A 14963-nucleotide genomic window follows, 5' to 3' on the forward strand; every position below is an offset into this window, starting at 1 on the left:
TACGGGTGCCTGGATGAGGCAACACGCCGCTGTGTGACTCAATCACACAGCGGTTTTTTTTTGGAGAATTAGTCGTGCTGATCGTTATCCTTACATTGGTCGTTGATACCATTGCCACCTTGCTGGGCGGCGTGTTGCTGCTGCGCTTCTGGATGCAGGCGGTGCGCGTGCGGCCTCCCTCGTCGGTGGCGCAATTCACGTTTCAATTGTCCGACTGGCTGGTGCGCCCCCTGCGCCGCGTGGTGCCAGGCGTGGGCGGGTATGATTGGGCCAGCCTGATCGGCGCCTTCCTGATCGTGTTGCTGGCCAGCTCGGTCCTGTTTATTTCCGGCGCTCCCGTCGAAGTGGTACTGCTCAAGTCGCTGCAACGCTTCCTGCAATGGATACTCTACGGTTTCATGGCCTTGCTGATCATCGAAGCCATCTTCAGCTGGGTCAACCCGCATGCGCCGCTGGCGCCGTTTGTACGCGCCCTGAACGAGCCGCTGCTGCGTCCTATCCGCAAGGTCGTGCCGCTGGTCGGCAGCCTGGACCTGTCGCTGCTGGTGGCGCTGATCCTGTTGCAGATCGCGCAAGTGCTGGTGGGGATGATTATTGTGGTGAGGTAAAGCGGGGGAGGTCGGCCTGGCGCTGGCGCGCAAGCCGACCGGACTACATATTAATAGCGGTAGCCGAACGCCGCTTCGAACTGGTCGGCAATGCTGGCAGGCGTAAACACATGGTTTTGCGCGCCCTGGGTGGCGATCTTGATGGCGCCCAGCAGGCTGGCCAGGCGGCCGCTGGTTTCCCAGCCCAGGTCGTTGGTGATGCCGAACAGCAAGCCAGCACGGTAGGCGTCGCCGCAACCGGTCGGGTCCAGCACTTCCTTGGCGGCCACGACAGGAATGTCGATGCGCTTGCCGTCCGTATAAATTTCCGAACCTTTTTCGCCGCGCGTGACGATCAGCGCTTCCAGGCGGCTGGCGATGTCCGGCAGGGTCAAGCCCGTGCGTTCCATCAACATTTCCATTTCATAGTCGTTGGCCGACACATACGTGGCTTTGTTGATGAAGTCGATCAACTGGTCGCCATTGAAACGTGGCAACTGTTGACCTGGGTCGAACATGAAGGGGATGCCCAGCTCGGCAAGGTCGGCGGCGTGCTTGAGCATGCCCTGGTCGCCGTCCGGCGAAATGATGGCGACTTTGGCTGGTCCCGCATTGGCGATCGGGTTTTCATGCGCAAACGACATGGCGCCCGGGTGGAAGGCATTGATCTGGTTATTGTCCGCATCGGCCGTGACGAAACACTGCGCGTTGTAGCTGTCGGCCTTGATCAGGATGTTGGCGGTGGAAATGCCCAGCTTGTGCAGGCGTTCCAGGTAGGCGGCGCTATCCTGGCCCATGACGCCGACGATGCGCGGGTCGCCGCCCAGCATTTTCAGGCTGTAGGCGATGTTGCCCGAGCAGCCGCCGAACTCCGTGCGCATGGTGGGCACAAGGAAGGATACATTCACCTTGTGCAACTGGTCGGCCAGCAGGGATTCGCCGAAGCGGCCGGGGAATTGCATGATGGTGTCGGTGGCGAGCGAGCCGCAGATCAGCGATGTTTTGGTCATGATAGTGTCGGTTAAGGGTAAAAGATGGCGATATGGTAGCCAGACGCCGTGAGCTGGTCTAATGCAAAATACAGTTTGATGGTTTGTTCCGAACGCGGCGCAAACCCCTTGCTCACGTCGATCGTGGCCGGCAGGTAGTCGCGCGGCGCGATCACGCGGCGCAAGAGCTGCTTGTCGTTGGTATCGTTGAGTATCAGTTCGATGCTGGGCCAGGCTTGCACGCTGCGGCTCTGGTTGCGCAGCAGCGAGACGTAGGAAAAGGTCTGTTCCTTGAGAGTTTGCAATTCACCCTGTTCGATGGCCAGCGCCTCGATCTGCGCCGGCAAGTCGACCTGGCAGCCACTGAGCTTGCACAGCGCGACCAGGGTTGGCTTCCACTGCGGGAATTGTGCCGCCAGCGGATTGCGGAAGGTGGTCATCACTTGCAGGAATAACAGAAGCAGCAGTACTACCGAGCCGGCTGCCATGGCCAGGCGCAAGGCTTTGCCGCTCTGTTCGCGGCGCCGGCCCTGGGTGACGAAGGCCGGTTCGTCGTCGGCTGGCGGCAGGACTGGCTCCTCCTGATCGTCGGCTGGATCCGCTGCGATGGGGGCGTCCGGCTGCGGTGTTTCTGGCTGGTCGTCGAACGTGGGTTCCCGGCGCGCGGGCGCAGGCTTGTCCAGACTGACTTTTTCGGCTGGGGCAACCGGGGTTGCCACCGTTTCCAGGTTCGGTTCGCGGCGGCTGTCGCGCAAATACGTGGCGAAGGCGGGTGCGTCATCGACCTGGCGGCGCATGAAGGGCGCCATCGGCTGGGGTAGCGGCGCTTCAGGCGGCTCGGCCGGTGTAATGACGGGGATGGCGACAGGCGCCTCGGCCGGCGCTTCGGCAGGCAGGGTGACGTCGAGGTCCAGCTCGATATGTTCGCGGTCGTCTTCGTCTTCCTTGAGCTGCGCCGTTTCCGGCAGGATGCCGAACGGGTCGAACGAGGTGTCGAAGTCGAGAGAATAGATGGGTTCGTCGTCCGTGGCGGACGGCAGGCTGTTGTCGGCCGGATAAGTGATCGACAGCGGGGCGGCAGCGCCGGGGCCAGACGTTAAAAACGGCGATGCGGCAGCTGGATCGACCAGCGCGGCATTGCCGTCAAACACTTCCCTGCACGTGCCACAGCGCACGATGCCCCCACGTAACTTCAACTGGTCAGCAGCGACCCGAAATATCGTGTTGCAATGGGGGCATTTGGTGGCGAGGGCCATTGCTGTGCTTATGCACCTTCCGCGCGGGGCGCAGGCGCTTGCGTGGTGCCCAGGCGGCCATGCAGGGCCACCCAGCCATCTTGCTCGGCCCAGACACCCAGTTCGATGAACGGTGCGTAGGCAGCGGCCACTTCTTCCGCCTGGCGTGCCAGCACGCCGGACAGGATCAGGGCGCCGCCGTCGGCGACGCGACCCGACAGCATCGGCGCCATCAGCTTCAATGGGCTCGACAGGATGTTGGCGACGACGATGTCAAATTTCGCCGTGGCGTGTGCCGAAGTGGCAAACGTGTCTGGCAAGAAATATTCGATCTCGCACTGGTTGCGTTCGGCATTCTCGCCAGCCGATTCGATGGCTTGCGGGTCGATATCGACGCCGACGACAGTTTCCGCACCGAGTTTCTTGGCCACCATGGCCAGGATGCCGGAGCCGCAACCGTAGTCGAGCACGCTCTTGCCAGGGGCGGGATTGGCTTCCAGCCACTCCATGCACAAACGCGTGGTCGGATGGCTGCCCGTGCCGAAGGCCAGGCCCGGGTCCAGTTCCAGGATCAGGCCGTCAGGATCCGGTGCCTCGTGCCAGCTGGGCACGACCCAGATATTCTTGCCGATGTGAATCGGCGCGAATTGCGACTGGGTCAGGCGCACCCAATCCTGCTCTTCCACGGGGCGCATGGTAAATGCCGGTACCATTGCCATGCCGACAGCTGCGGCGGCTGCGGTCACGATGGCGGCCTGGTCGGCGTCGACGTCGGTCAGCGCCACCACGCGGCTGCGTTCCCACGCCGCTTCCTTCGGTTCCATGCCGGGCTCGCCAAACAAGGGCTGCTCGGCATCCGTGCCTTCATCGGCGTCTTCCACCGAGACCGACAGGGCGCCCGCTTCCATCAACGCGTCGGACATGGCCTCGGCGTTGTCACGGGCGATTTCGATGACGATTTCCGTCCAGCTCATGCGCCCGCCTTGATTTCGGACTTCTTGGCGATGCTGGGGCTGCCGCCATTCAGGTTCTTGCCCAGGTCCGGCATGTCGGCCAGTTTCTGTTCCAGATAGTGAATGTTGGTGCCGCCTTCGATGAAGCGCGCGTCGATCATCAATTCGCGGTGCAGGGCGATATTCGTGTTGATGCCTTCGACCACCATTTCGGACAGGGCGATCTGCATGCGGCGGATAGCTTGCTCGCGCGTGGCGCCGTAAGCGATCACTTTGCCGATCATCGAGTCGTAGTGCGGCGGCACGTAGTAGCCGGCATAGGCGTGCGAGTCGACGCGGATGCCAGGGCCACCCGGTGCATGCCACGACACGATCTTGCCTGGCGATGGCGTGAACTTGAAGGGATCTTCGGCATTGATGCGGCACTCGATGGCGTGGCCCGACAGCAAGACGTCGCGCTGGCGGAAACGCAGTTTTTCGCCGGCGGCGATGCGGATCTGTTCTTGCACGATGTCGATGCCGGTGATCATCTCGGTGACGGGATGCTCGACTTGCACGCGGGTATTCATTTCAATGAAATAGAACTCGCCGTTTTCGTACAGGAATTCGAACGTGCCGGCGCCGCGGTAGCCGATCTTGCGGCAAGCTTCCGCGCAACGGTCGCCAATTTTCTCGATGAGTTTACGCGGGATGCCCGGCGCTGGCGCCTCTTCGATGACTTTCTGGTGGCGGCGCTGCATGGAGCAGTCGCGCTCGCCCAGCCAGACGGCGTTCTTGTGTTCGTCGGCAAGGATCTGGATTTCCACGTGGCGCGGATTTTCCAGGTACTTCTCCATATACACTTCAGGGTTGCCGAAAGCGGTGCCGGCTTCCGTCTTGGTCATCGACACGGCGTTGATCAGGGCAGCTTCCGTGTGCACCACGCGCATGCCGCGTCCGCCACCGCCGCCAGCAGCCTTGATGATGACCGGATAGCCGACCTTGCGGGCAATTTGCACGATCGCTTTCGGATCGTCCGGCAATGCGCCTTCCGAGCCGGGCACGCAAGGCACGCCAGCCTTGATCATGGTTTGCTTGGCCGACACTTTGTCGCCCATCAAACGGATCGATTCGGAGCGGGGGCCGATGAAGACGAAGCCCGATTTCTCGACGCGTTCGGCGAAGTCGGCGTTTTCCGACAGGAAACCATAGCCAGGGTGAATCGCTTGCGCATCCGTCACTTCAGCGGCGCTGATGATGGCGGGCATGTTCAGGTAGCTCAGGGACGACTGTGCCGGTCCGATACAAACGGATTCATCGGCCAGCTTGACGTATTTCGCGTCCTTGTCGGCTTCGGAGTGGACTACAACCGTTTTAATGCCCATTTCGCGGCAGGCGCGCTGAATACGGAGGGCAATTTCACCACGGTTGGCAATCAGGATTTTTTCAAACATGGTAGGTTCGCGTATGTCTGTGAGAGCCGGCGAGCCGGCGAAACAACAAGTGTGAGGGGCTAAAACTGCAAACGGCCGTTGCCGGCCGTGTGGACTGGGTTTTAGCCGATCACAAACAAGGGTTGACCGAATTCGACCGGTTGGCCGTTTTCGACCAGGATCTGGGTCACGATACCGGCTTTATCGGTGTCGATTTCATTCAGGAGCTTCATCGCTTCGATGATGCACAGAGTATCACCTTCCTTGACGGTCGAGCCCACTTCAACGTACGCGGCGGTGCCAGGAGCGGAGGAGCGGTAGAAGGTACCGACCATCGGCGACTTGACCACATAGCCCGTTGGCTCGGCGGCGACGACTGCGGCAGCCGGCGCAGGTGCGGCCGGCGCGGCTGGCTGGTAGTGGGCTTGCATGCCTTGCGGCTGCATCATGACCATCTGGTTTTGCGGCATGGCCGACGATTTGACGATGCGAACCTTGCTTTCGCCTTCGGTAACTTCCAGCTCTGCGATATCCGATTCGGCGACCAGGTCGATCAAGGTCTTGAGTTTTCGTAGATCCATGTAAAACCCCTAGGAATGTAGTTTGTTTTATGAGTGATGCGGTGATGTCCAGAACCTATCGCCGCGCTAAATGCGTGCAGATCGCGTAGATTAACGTTTTTTAAGCGCAAAGTCGATGGCAAACCGATATCCATCGATACCTAGCCCGCAGATCGTCCCCTGCGCGATCGCGCTGAGAAATGAGTGATGTCGAAACGTTTCGCGTTGATAAATATTCGAGATATGGACTTCCACAAACGGGATGGCGACCCCGGCCAGCGCATCGCGCAAGGCAACGCTGGTATGGGTCAGGCCGCCCGGATTGATGACGATGGCATCGATCCCTTCCGCTCGCGCGGCATGGATGCGGTCGATCAGCGCACCTTCATGGTTGCTTTGAAAGCAGACCAGGTCGGCACCGGCCGCCATGGCTTGCGCCATTGCTGCCTGCTCGATATCGGCCAAGGTGCTGGCGCCGTAGACCTCAGGCTCGCGCGTTCCCAGCAAATTCAGGTTGGGACCGTTGAGCAGAAGGAGGTTTTTTGCCATGTATGGAAGACCGTTTTAGCGAAAGTTCCGCATTTTGCCGCCAAAGATACGCATTGGCAAGAGAAAAAAGCACGCTCCGAATTTACAATTTATCCAGATCGGCGCGCAACTGATCAAATTTCAAGCGGCCCAGATAGGTCTTTTTGACTTCGCCATCGGCGCCGATCAGCACAGTAAAGGGCAAACCACCCGTGGCGTTGCCAAAATGACGCGACAGGTCAGTGCCGCTCAAGCCGGAAACATACACGGGATAGGCGATCTTGAACTTGCTGGCAAAAGTGGCAATATTGCTGGCCGAATCGATGCCGATGCCGATGACCTGCAGGTTTTTCGCCGCGTAGTGGCCTTGCACTTCGGATAACTCCGGCATTTCTTCCACGCATGGCGGGCACCATGGGGCCCAGAAATTGACCAGCAAATTCTTGCCTTTCCATTGCGACAAGGCTTGCGTGGCGCCAGCCGCGTCTGGCAGCGACAGTGCATACAGTTCGTTGACGGGACCCGTCGCGCCTGGCGCGATGGTCGTCGTCAGCGGTCCCGCTTCTTTCGCCTTTTCCTTGCTCAAACCGACGTAGGCGCCCATGCCTCCAAACATCAGCGCCACGATGGCGCAGGCGATCCAATTCTTTTTTGTCATAACTTTATCTATATCAATGTTAGTCGGCAGCCGGCACGCCATCGGCGAGGCTGGGGGCCAGCAGGCTGCGCAGCCCCGCGATATCGGTGCGCAGCACTTTGCCGTCCGCCTTGGCTTTCAGTGCGCCGCGCATATCGTCGAGCTCATACATGGCTGCGTGCACGCCTTCGTTTTTCCATAAGAAACTGGCCGTCTCGACCGCATCATAACGCGCTCCCTTGAAATGCGGGCTTTCCGACATGTCGAGCACGACATTTTTATTGAGCAGGAAGATATGGATTTCCTTGGCGCTCTCGGCAAACAGCTGCAAATAGATCTCGTCGTGCGGGCCGGCCGTGCCATTGAGCACGGGGCCGCTGAGCAGGGGATGAAATTGTTGCAACGCTTCCATGACCTGCAGAGCAATTGTGCGCAGCTGGAACAGACGCGCCGGCTGGCTGTTGGCCAGGAACAGGGCATTGTATTGCCGCAGCTGTTCCTCGATCATGTCGTTATCGGGCAGTACATTGGGCCGGTTCGGCGCATCGCCGAGTACTTGCCGCGCCGCCTTGCGCTTGGCACTGCCATAGTCGGCGCCATCCTGCGCCACCAGGCGCGCGGCAGCGGCGGCGATTTCCAGGCGCAACTGCGCGCTATCGTCAAATGCATCGTTCGTCATGAGCGAGATGATACTCCGAAGCGGAAAAAGTCATGGCGTCAGGTAAAATCCCACACTTGCTCTTTTTTATCTCACCGTCTTACTTACTTAAGCGTGCAACTTTCGCACTGATCACATGCATATTCATATTCTCGGCATTTGCGGTACCTTCATGGGCGGCCTGGCCGTGCTGGCCAAGGAAGCCGGCCATAAAGTCACAGGTTGCGATGCCAACGTCTATCCGCCGATGAGCACCCAGCTGGAATCGCAGGGAATCGAACTGATCCAGGGTTTTGATCCGGAACAAACACAGCTGAACCCGGATTTGTATGTGATTGGCAATGTGGTCTCGCGCGGCAATCCGCTGGTGGAAGAAATCCTCAACCGCAGCCTGCCGTATGTCTCCGGCCCGCAGTGGATCGGAGAACACATCTTGCGCAACAAGTGGGTGCTGGCCGTGGCCGGCACGCATGGCAAGACGACCACCTCGGCCATGCTGGCCTGGATACTCGAAGACGCGGGCTACGCGCCGGGCTTCCTGATCGGCGGCGTGCCGATGAACTTTGGCATTTCCGCCCGCCTCAGCGGCAAGATCGACGGCAAGAGCGCCGATTCTGACTTCTTCGTCATCGAAGCCGATGAATACGATACGGCCTTCTTCGACAAGCGCAGCAAGTTCGTGCATTACCATGCGAAGACGGCCATCATGAATAACCTGGAATATGATCACGCCGACATCTTCCCCGATCTGCACGCGATCGAGACGCAATTCCACCATCTGGTGCGCACCGTGCCCGGCATTGGCCGCCTGGTGTTCAATGGCGACGAAGCGTCGCTGCAGCGCGTGCTGGCGCGCGGTTGCTGGAGTGAAAAGGAAAGCTTCGGCCAGGATGCCAACTGGCAACTGCAAGAGCAGGCCGATGGCAGCTTCGACGTGTATTTCAATGGCCGGCAGGAAGGCCATGTGGCGTGGGCGCTCACGGGCAAGCACAACCGCAGCAATGCGCTGGCGGCCATCGCCGCCGCGCGTCACGTGGGCGTGCCCATTGCCCAGGCGTGTGCCGCGCTGGCCACGTTTGACAGCGTCAAGCGCCGCATGGAAGTGCGCGGCGTGGTCAACGACATTACCGTGTACGACGATTTCGCGCATCACCCGACGGCCATTGCTACCACCGTGGGCGGGTTGCGGCAAAAAATCGGCAAGACAGTTGATAATAAGGGCCGTATCCTGGCCGTGCTGGAACCGCGTTCGAACACCATGAAGCTGGGCGCCATGAAAGATGCGCTGCCGGGCAGCCTCAAGGATGCCGACCTGGTCTTCGGTTTCGGCAGTCATGCCGCGCTGGGCTGGAGCCTGGGCGACGCGCTGGCGCCGCTGGGCAAGATTGCCAGCGCCTATGAAGACATCGATACGCTGGTGGCCGCCGTGGCCGCTAGCGCCCGTCCCGGCGACCAGATCGTCGTCATGAGCAACGGCGGCTTTGGCGGCGTGCACCAGAAATTGCTGGAGGCGCTGGGCCGATGATTCTGTACCTGCATGGATTTCGCTCGTCGCCCCTGTCGATGAAGTCGCGCCTGCTGGCCGCGCAAATGCAGGCGCTGGGCCGCGAGGCAGAGTGGCTGTGCCCGCAATTGCCGGCCTCGCCCAAGCTGGCCATCGCACTGGCCTTGTCGCTGGTCAAGGATGTGGCGCCAGCCGAATTGACGATTATCGGCTCCTCGCTGGGTGGCTATTACGCCACTTGGCTGGCCGAGCAACTGGGTTGCCGCGCCGTGCTGCTCAATCCCGCCATCGTGCCCCTGATCGACCTGGAACAGCATGTGGGCGTGACGACAGAGTTTCATTCTGACAAGCCATTCGAGTTCAAGCGCGAATACATAGCCGAGCTGGGAACCTTTGCCGTAGAGAAAATTACTGAGCCGCAACGTTATTTCCTGATTGCCGCCACCGGTGATGAAGTGCTCGACTACCGCGACATGCTGGCGCATTATCAGGGGACGCAGCAGTGCGTCATCGACGGCAGCGACCATGGCATCAGCGAATTTGCCGCATACCTGGCGCCCGTGCTGGCCTTTTGCGGCATCCCTGCGGACGCCGCCCGGTGAGGCCGGGTTCGCTGCGCCAGGCGCAATGGCATGCGCACGTCAACGCCATCAATGCGCCACCGGCCCTGCGCCACTGGCTGACGGGCGGCGGGTCGCTGACGGCCAAGCTGAAAGCGCATAGTCAGGCGTTCCGCGTGCAATGTTTGCATCAGGAAACGGCGCGTTGCCTGAGCGACGAGGCGGCCAGCATAGGCTTGCACCGCGCGGGCCGGGTATGGGAACGCGAAGTGCTCTTGCGTTGTGATAACAAACCGGCCGTGTTTGGCCATACCGTCGTGCCCATGCAGGCGACGGCCACGGACTGGCCCTTGTTTTCCGCGCTGGGCGAGCGTTCGCTGGGCACGACCCTGTTTGGCGACCGCATGGTACGCCGCGGTACACTGGAATTTGCCCGCTTGCGCGCCGGGCACCCGCTGGTGCAGCGGGCGCAGGCGGCGCTGGCGCGGGAAGGGCCTCGCGTCGACGAACAGGCGCTGTTTTTTGCCCGCCGCTGCCTGTACCGGCGTCACCAGGGCTTGCTGCTGGTAACCGAAGTATTTTTGCCGGCGGTGCTGGAGTTGACGTCCCTTACTCGCACCGTTGCAACCGACACATTAATAAACAAAGCATAACAATGAATCTATTTTTTGAAGAATCCGGCGATTTCAAGGTCTGCACGGTCCTGTCGCAAGCGGGTGAAGCGTACCAAGTGGAAATGGCCAGCGGCAAGCGCACCAAGGTCAAGATCAAGGACGTGCTGCTGCAGTATGAAAAGCCGGCCCCGGCCGAGCTGCTCGAGCAAGCCAAGGCTGTTGCTGCCGAGATCGATCTCGATTTCCTGTGGGAAGTGGCGGGCGAAGACGAGTTCGGCTTTGCCGAGCTGGGTACCGAGTATTTCGGCCATGCCCCCTTGCCGCCGGAAGCGGCCGGCTTGATCCTGGCCCTTCATTCGGCGCCCGTGTATTTCTACAAGAAGGGCCGTGGCCGCTACAAGGCGGCGCCGGAAGCGTCCTTGAAGGCGGCGCTGGCCGGCATTGAAAAGAAAAAGCAGCAGGCGTTGGTGCAAGCCGCGTATGTGGAAGAGCTGAAACAGAATCGCTTGCCTGCCTCGATGCAGCCTATGGTGCTGCAACTGCTGTTCAAGCCGGACAAGAACACCATCGAATACAAGGCGCTGGAAGCGGCGTGCACGGAATTGCACACGACGCCGCCGCGTTTGATGCTGGCCGTGGGAGGCATTGCTTCGCCGAAAGACTTGCATCTGTCGAAGTTTCTCTTTGAAAATTTCCCCAAGGGTGCCGGTTTTCCGAGCGTGCCCGTGCCGAGCGTGACGGCCAAGCTGCCGCTGGCGGACGTGGCCGCTTTCTCGATCGACGACGTGACCACCACCGAGATCGACGATGCCTTCTCCGTGCAGCCGTTGCCCGATGGCACCGTGAAAGTGGGTATCCACATCGCCGCGCCGGGCCTGGGCATCCGTCCGGAAGACGTGATCGACAAGATGGCGCGCCAGCGCATGTCGACCGTCTACATGCCGGGCGACAAGATCACTATGCTGCCGGACGAAATCGTGAATGCTTTCACGCTCGCGGAAGGTACGACGTGCCCGGCCCTGTCGCTGTACGCGACGCTGGACCCGAAAGCCGACTGGGCCGTGGTCAGCACGCAGACGCGCGCCGAGCTGGTGCCGATTGCCAGCAATTTGCGCCACAACCAGCTCGATGACCTGGTCAACGAGGAAACCCTGGCCAGTGGCGAAGGCGAGTACCCGCACAAGGCCGATTTTGCCGTGCTGTGGCAATGGGCGCAGCAGCTGGAGCAAGGCCGCATGAAGAAACGCGAAGCGTTCGGCCTGAAGCCGGAACAGAATAACCGCGTCGATTTCAACTTCTATGTGGAAAACGACATTGTCAGCGTGGCGCGCCGCAAGCGTGGCGCGCCGCTGGACAAGATCGTTGCTGAACTGATGATCTTTGCCAACAGTACCTGGGGCAAGATGCTGCACGACCATGGCGTGCCCGGCATCTATCGCAGTCAGGGTGGCGGCAGTGGCAATAGCTGGGCGGCAAAGATGCAGGTGCGCATGGTTACCCATGCGGCGCCGCACCAGGGTCTGGGCGTGGATCAGTACGCGTGGAGTACCTCGCCCTTGCGCCGCTACACGGACCTGGTGAACCAGTGGCAAATCATCGCCTGCGCCGAGCATGGCGTGACGGCGCCCCTGGTGGCGCCGTTCAAGCCGCGTGACGCCAACCTGTTCGCCATCGTTTCGGCCTTCGATGCCGCGTATGCCGCATATGGCGATTTCCAGTCGAACATGGAGCGCTATTGGTGCTTGCGCTGGCTGCACCAGGAAAACGCGCGCCAGGTCGATGCCGTCGTGCTGAAAGATGAAATCCTGCGCCTGGTCGACATTCCGCTGGTCATCAAGCTGCCGGGCATGCCATCGGTGGCGCGCGGCGCCCAGGTGAAACTGGACTTGCTGCGCTGGGATGAAGTCGACCTGAGCATTGAAGCGCGCCTGCTGGAAATTGCCACCGTGCCGGACGCGGCGGCCGATGCCGAACTCGACTACGAGGAAGAATCGGGTGACGAAGGCGCCGACGAGGGCGACGCGGCGCCGGAAGCATCGCCGGAAGCGGCAAACCAGGTCAGCGACGCCGATGCGGAAGTGGCTGAACTGGCCAGCGAAGACGTGGTCAGCGAACCCGAGGTCAAGTAAGGCGCCAGGCAGGCCACCAAGGCGGTGCTGAAAACTGTTGCCGGCATCGCCCTTTGACGTAAAATTCAGCCATCTTGTATCTTGTGTTGTAAGGAACTGGGTTGCGCGTGAAGTCTTTCCGAGAGAATCGTTTCCTGATGATTGCCGTGGCGGTATCGCTGCTGGCGCACGGCGCCTTGCTGGCGATGCATTTTGTCGCCCCGGCACCGCAGCGGGCCGTCGCCACCGATCCCGGCCTGGAAGTGATCCTGGTTAACGCCAAGCATGCGAATAAACCCTTGAAGGCCGAGGCCCTGGCGCAAGCCAACCTCGACGGTGGTGGCCAGACCGACAAGGGCCGCGCCAAGTCGCCCTTGCCCGACATGCGCAAGGTGGAAGAGGGTGATAGCGTCAAGGCCAGCGCCCGACGCATTGCCGAACTGGAACAAAAACAGCAGGAATTGCTGACGCAGGCGGCCAAGCCGACGCCTTACAGCGCCGCGCCCGTCACGGAAAAGGACAAGCCCAATCCGCTCGCGTCCGGTTCGGACTTGATGGAAAGCAGCAAGGCCATCGCGCGCATGGCGGCCGAGATCAGCCAGACCGTGGAAGACCAGAACAAGCGTCCCCGCAAGACCTTCATTACCCCCAGCACGCAGGAGGTCGGCTATGCCATGTATTACAAGACCTTGCAAAAGCGCATCGAGGAAATCGGCACCCTGAATTTCCCGCAAAAGAATGGCCGCAAAATGTATGGCGAACTGGTCGTCTACATCCCCATCTTCCAGGACGGCACGATTTACCAGAAGGACGGCGGCGCCCGCGTGGAGAAAAGCTCGGGCAACCCGGCGCTGGATGCGGCGGCCCTGGCCATCGTGCGCCGCGCGGCGCCCTACGGTCGTTTTCCACCGAATATGTTGTCGAGTGACAAGGATGACCTGTGGGTCGTCATCACCCGTTTCAAATTTACCCGCGAAGAAAAAATGGAAGCTAACCTGACTGGCGGCAGCAATTGAGCAAGCAAAATATTAATCCTGATCAATATTGCGTCTTCGGTAATCCTATTGCCCACAGCAAGTCCCCCCTGATTCATGCCGCGTTTGCCCTGCAGACGGGCGTAGCCATGGTCTATGAACGCCGGCTGGCGCCGCTGGACGGCTTTGCCCTGGCGGCCCGCACGTTTGCCGCCGAGGGCGGCAAGGGCGCGAATGTGACGGTGCCGTTCAAGCTCGACGCGTGTGCGCTGGCCACTGTCCTGACGCCGCGGGCCAGGGCGGCCGGCGCCGTGAATACCCTGCGTTTCGATGGCGAGACCATTCTTGGCGACAATACCGATGGCGCGGGCCTGGTGGCGGACATCGTGCGCAACGCAGGCGTGGCCATCGCCGGCAAGCGCATCCTGCTGCTGGGCGCGGGCGGTGCGGCGCGCGGCGTCGTGCTGCCCTTGCTGGAGCAGGGGCCGCAGGAAATTTTCATTGCCAACCGCACCGTGGCCACGGCCGAGGCGCTGGTGGCGCAGTTTGCGGATGCGGCGAGTCACGCTGCCCAGCTGCTCGCAGGTAGCTTCGCGCAGGCGGACGGCCAGTTCGATATCGTCATCAATGCCACCTCGGCCAGCCTGGCGGGCGACCTGCCGCCCGTGCCAGCGCATATCTTCGGCAGCCACACCCTGGCGCTGGACATGATGTATGGCGCGCAAGCCACCGTTTTCATGGACTTTGCCGCGCAGCATGGCGCGCAGGTGCGCGATGGCCTGGGCATGCTGGTGGAGCAGGCGGCCGAAGCATTTTACGTGTGGCGCGGCGTGCGACCGCAGACGCAGGATTTGCTGGCGCAATTGCGGGGCAGCCTGTGAGCGCCGGCAAGAAAAGCGCGCGCCGCAGCCGCTACGGCTGGATCAAGTGGCTTTTCATCGTGCCCGTACTGGCCTTCATCGTCGTGCAACTGTATTTCTTCCTGCAAATCTGGTGGTGGATCGACCACAATCCGTCCAGCACGGCCTTCATGCGCGAACAGTTGTCTGTCTTGCAGGACAAGAATCCCAATGCCACCATCCAGCAGACGTGGGTGCCATACAACCGCATCTCGAACAATCTGAAACGGGCCATCATCGCATCGGAAGACGCGAATTTCTCCGAGCACGAAGGCGTGGACTGGGAAGCCTTGCAAAAGGCGTATGAAAAAAATAGTAAAAAACAAAAAGTCGTGGCGGGCGGCTCCACCATCACGCAGCAATTGGCGAAGAATCTGTTCCTGTCCGGTTCGCGCAGCTATGTGCGCAAGGGCCAGGAACTGATCATCACGTACATGCTGGAAAGCCTGATGGAGAAGCAGCGCATCTTTGAAATTTATTTGAACGTGGTGGAATTTGGCACGGGCATCTTTGGCGCCGAAGCGGCCGGGCGCCACTATTACCGGGTCAGCGCGGCCGGCCTGAGCGCCGGACAGGCGGCGAAACTGGCCGTGATGCTGCCGAATCCCCGCTTTTATGACCGTCACCGCGATACGGGCTATCTGAACCGGCGCACCAGTGTCATCCTGCGCCGCATGGGGGCGGCGGAACTGCCTTGATGGCAACCGGCTTTCTTTGCATAAAATCAAAGCTGCCTGATTGGCAC

16 protein-coding genes are annotated in these 14963 nt (G+C 60.9%); 8 read left to right on the top strand and 8 right to left on the bottom strand.

Features of this window, described 5'->3' with window-relative positions; all coding sequences use genetic code 11:
* Window positions 1-74: 74 nt before the first annotated feature.
* Complete coding sequence (locus tag ACQ4WP_RS23360; protein ID WP_436524805.1) at window positions 75-608, top strand: YggT family protein; 534 nt, start codon at window positions 75-77, stop codon at window positions 606-608.
* A gap of 50 nt (window positions 609-658) precedes the next feature.
* Here ACQ4WP_RS23360 and ACQ4WP_RS23365 read toward each other — a convergent pair whose 3' ends face one another.
* The 8 genes from ACQ4WP_RS23365 to ACQ4WP_RS23400 form a co-directional block, all read right to left on the bottom strand.
* On the bottom strand, window positions 659-1597 hold the full coding sequence (locus ACQ4WP_RS23365; protein WP_436524807.1) for a carbohydrate kinase family protein: 939 nt from the start codon (window positions 1595-1597) through the stop codon (window positions 659-661).
* Between the two features lie 11 nt (window positions 1598-1608).
* The gene (locus tag ACQ4WP_RS23370) at window positions 1609-2832 is read right to left on the bottom strand and encodes a DUF3426 domain-containing protein (protein ID WP_436524809.1); all 1224 of its coding nucleotides are present in this window, start codon (window positions 2830-2832) and stop codon (window positions 1609-1611) included.
* Between the two features lie 8 nt (window positions 2833-2840).
* A complete protein-coding gene (prmA, locus tag ACQ4WP_RS23375) occupies window positions 2841-3785 on the bottom strand; it encodes a 50S ribosomal protein L11 methyltransferase (protein ID WP_436524811.1) in 945 nt (314 codons plus the stop codon).
* On the bottom strand, window positions 3782-5197 hold the full coding sequence (gene accC / locus ACQ4WP_RS23380) for an acetyl-CoA carboxylase biotin carboxylase subunit (RefSeq protein ID WP_436524813.1): 1416 nt from the start codon (window positions 5195-5197) through the stop codon (window positions 3782-3784). Before accC ends, prmA begins: the two co-directional genes overlap by 4 nt.
* Before the next feature lie 101 nt (window positions 5198-5298).
* Window positions 5299-5757: an acetyl-CoA carboxylase biotin carboxyl carrier protein gene (gene accB / locus ACQ4WP_RS23385; RefSeq protein WP_436524815.1), complete on the bottom strand. Its 459-nt coding sequence runs from the start codon at window positions 5755-5757 to the stop codon at window positions 5299-5301.
* A gap of 90 nt (window positions 5758-5847) precedes the next feature.
* Entirely contained in the window at window positions 5848-6285 is a 438-nt protein-coding gene (gene aroQ / locus ACQ4WP_RS23390) for a type II 3-dehydroquinate dehydratase (RefSeq protein WP_034746628.1), read from the bottom strand.
* Window positions 6286-6367: 82 nt separating this feature from the next.
* A complete protein-coding gene (locus tag ACQ4WP_RS23395; RefSeq protein ID WP_436524817.1) occupies window positions 6368-6922 on the bottom strand; it encodes a TlpA family protein disulfide reductase in 555 nt (184 codons plus the stop codon).
* Window positions 6923-6941: 19 nt separating this feature from the next.
* Window positions 6942-7580, bottom strand: coding sequence for a hypothetical protein (locus ACQ4WP_RS23400; RefSeq protein ID WP_436524819.1), 639 nt, complete (start codon window positions 7578-7580; stop codon window positions 6942-6944).
* Between the two features lie 115 nt (window positions 7581-7695).
* Between ACQ4WP_RS23400 and mpl the strand changes: the two genes are divergently transcribed.
* The 7 genes from mpl (at window position 7696) to mtgA (ending at window position 14916) form a co-directional block, all read left to right on the top strand.
* The gene (gene mpl, locus ACQ4WP_RS23405; RefSeq protein ID WP_426072046.1) at window positions 7696-9084 is read left to right on the top strand and encodes a UDP-N-acetylmuramate:L-alanyl-gamma-D-glutamyl-meso-diaminopimelate ligase; all 1389 of its coding nucleotides are present in this window, start codon (window positions 7696-7698) and stop codon (window positions 9082-9084) included.
* On the top strand, window positions 9081-9665 hold the full coding sequence (locus ACQ4WP_RS23410) for a YqiA/YcfP family alpha/beta fold hydrolase (RefSeq protein ID WP_436524821.1): 585 nt from the start codon (window positions 9081-9083) through the stop codon (window positions 9663-9665). Before mpl ends, ACQ4WP_RS23410 begins: the two co-directional genes overlap by 4 nt.
* Window positions 9662-10276, top strand: a complete 615-nt coding sequence (locus tag ACQ4WP_RS23415; RefSeq protein ID WP_436524823.1) for a chorismate--pyruvate lyase family protein — start codon at window positions 9662-9664, stop codon at window positions 10274-10276. The genes ACQ4WP_RS23410 and ACQ4WP_RS23415 overlap by 4 nt, the downstream gene beginning before the upstream one ends.
* A 2-nt stretch (window positions 10277-10278) precedes the next feature.
* Complete coding sequence (locus ACQ4WP_RS23420; RefSeq protein WP_436524825.1) at window positions 10279-12366, top strand: RNB domain-containing ribonuclease; 2088 nt, start codon at window positions 10279-10281, stop codon at window positions 12364-12366.
* A 137-nt stretch (window positions 12367-12503) separates the two neighbouring features.
* Entirely contained in the window at window positions 12504-13361 is an 858-nt protein-coding gene (locus ACQ4WP_RS23425; protein ID WP_436524904.1) for an energy transducer TonB family protein, read from the top strand.
* Window positions 13358-14200, top strand: coding sequence for a shikimate dehydrogenase (aroE, locus tag ACQ4WP_RS23430; RefSeq protein WP_436524827.1), 843 nt, complete (start codon window positions 13358-13360; stop codon window positions 14198-14200). Before ACQ4WP_RS23425 ends, aroE begins: the two co-directional genes overlap by 4 nt.
* Window positions 14197-14916, top strand: a complete 720-nt coding sequence (mtgA, locus tag ACQ4WP_RS23435) for a monofunctional biosynthetic peptidoglycan transglycosylase (protein ID WP_436524829.1) — start codon at window positions 14197-14199, stop codon at window positions 14914-14916. The genes aroE and mtgA overlap by 4 nt, the downstream gene beginning before the upstream one ends.
* Window positions 14917-14963 lie beyond the last annotated feature (47 nt).

Origin of the sequence: Janthinobacterium lyxosi (assembly GCF_051380665.1) — a bacterium.
In the GTDB taxonomy this organism is placed as follows: Bacteria; Pseudomonadota; Gammaproteobacteria; order Burkholderiales; family Burkholderiaceae_D; genus Janthinobacterium.

Bases quoted from the DNA above. Each gene is read 5' to 3' on its own strand.
- ACQ4WP_RS23365 (WP_436524807.1), bottom strand. From the start codon at position 1,597: ATGACCAAAACATCGCTGATCTGCGGCTCGCTCGCCACCGACACCATC.
- ACQ4WP_RS23370 (WP_436524809.1), bottom strand. From the start codon at position 2,832: ATGGCCCTCGCCACCAAATGCCCCCATTGCAACACGATATTTCGGGTC.
- prmA (WP_436524811.1), bottom strand. From the start codon at position 3,785: ATGAGCTGGACGGAAATCGTCATCGAAATCGCCCGTGACAACGCCGAG.
- accC (WP_436524813.1), bottom strand. From the start codon at position 5,197: ATGTTTGAAAAAATCCTGATTGCCAACCGTGGTGAAATTGCCCTCCGT.
- accB (WP_436524815.1), bottom strand. From the start codon at position 5,757: ATGGATCTACGAAAACTCAAGACCTTGATCGACCTGGTCGCCGAATCG.
- aroQ (WP_034746628.1), bottom strand. From the start codon at position 6,285: ATGGCAAAAAACCTCCTTCTGCTCAACGGTCCCAACCTGAATTTGCTG.
- ACQ4WP_RS23395 (WP_436524817.1), bottom strand. From the start codon at position 6,922: ATGACAAAAAAGAATTGGATCGCCTGCGCCATCGTGGCGCTGATGTTT.
- ACQ4WP_RS23400 (WP_436524819.1), bottom strand. From the start codon at position 7,580: ATGACGAACGATGCATTTGACGATAGCGCGCAGTTGCGCCTGGAAATC.
- mpl (WP_426072046.1), top strand. From the start codon at position 7,696: ATGCATATTCATATTCTCGGCATTTGCGGTACCTTCATGGGCGGCCTG.
- ACQ4WP_RS23410 (WP_436524821.1), top strand. From the start codon at position 9,081: ATGATTCTGTACCTGCATGGATTTCGCTCGTCGCCCCTGTCGATGAAG.
- ACQ4WP_RS23420 (WP_436524825.1), top strand. From the start codon at position 10,279: ATGAATCTATTTTTTGAAGAATCCGGCGATTTCAAGGTCTGCACGGTC.
- ACQ4WP_RS23425 (WP_436524904.1), top strand. From the start codon at position 12,504: ATGATTGCCGTGGCGGTATCGCTGCTGGCGCACGGCGCCTTGCTGGCG.